Below are 419 nucleotides of genomic sequence, written 5' to 3'. Positions count from 1 at the left end.
GAGGCGATTTTTGGCCCGCAGGCCGATAATATCCGCTCCGCCGCCATTGTCCGCGTCGCACCCTTTTATGGCGATCCGGTCGGGCTGGTGGCGTTTGGCGTCGCCGAACCCGATTATTTCAGCCCGGCACAGGCTCATGACCTGATCATGTTCCTCGCCTCCGTGATCGAATTTGGTGTGCGCCGATGGCTGACACCGGCGCAATGAATAAGGGGCTTATGGCCCTGACCCTGCCCAAAGACGTGCGCGATGCCATTGCCGACTGGCGGCAATGGCTTTCCGCCGAACGGCGCGCCTCCGATCACACCACCGAAAATTATCTCGCCGATCTGTATGCCTTCCTTGGTTTTGTCCGGGGGCATAAGGGTGACACACCCGATATCGCCGTTCTTCTGCAATTAAACCCGCGCGATTTCCGA

2 protein-coding genes are annotated in these 419 nt (G+C 59.2%); both read left to right on the top strand.

What is annotated here, in order from left to right; all coding sequences use genetic code 11:
- The coding region (locus tag Tanf_RS16630) for a DUF484 family protein (protein WP_046824735.1) at window positions 1-207 on the top strand (207 nt) is incomplete at its 5' end.
- An 11-nt stretch (window positions 208-218) separates the two neighbouring features.
- Window positions 219-419: site-specific integrase (locus Tanf_RS16625; RefSeq protein ID WP_201774575.1), on the top strand; the 201-nt coding region annotated here is incomplete at its 3' end.

The organism is Tannerella forsythia (genome assembly GCF_001006485.1).
Lineage (GTDB): Bacteria > Bacteroidota > Bacteroidia > Bacteroidales > Tannerellaceae > Tannerella > Tannerella forsythia.
This window is presented reverse-complemented; position numbering and strand designations above follow the sequence as displayed.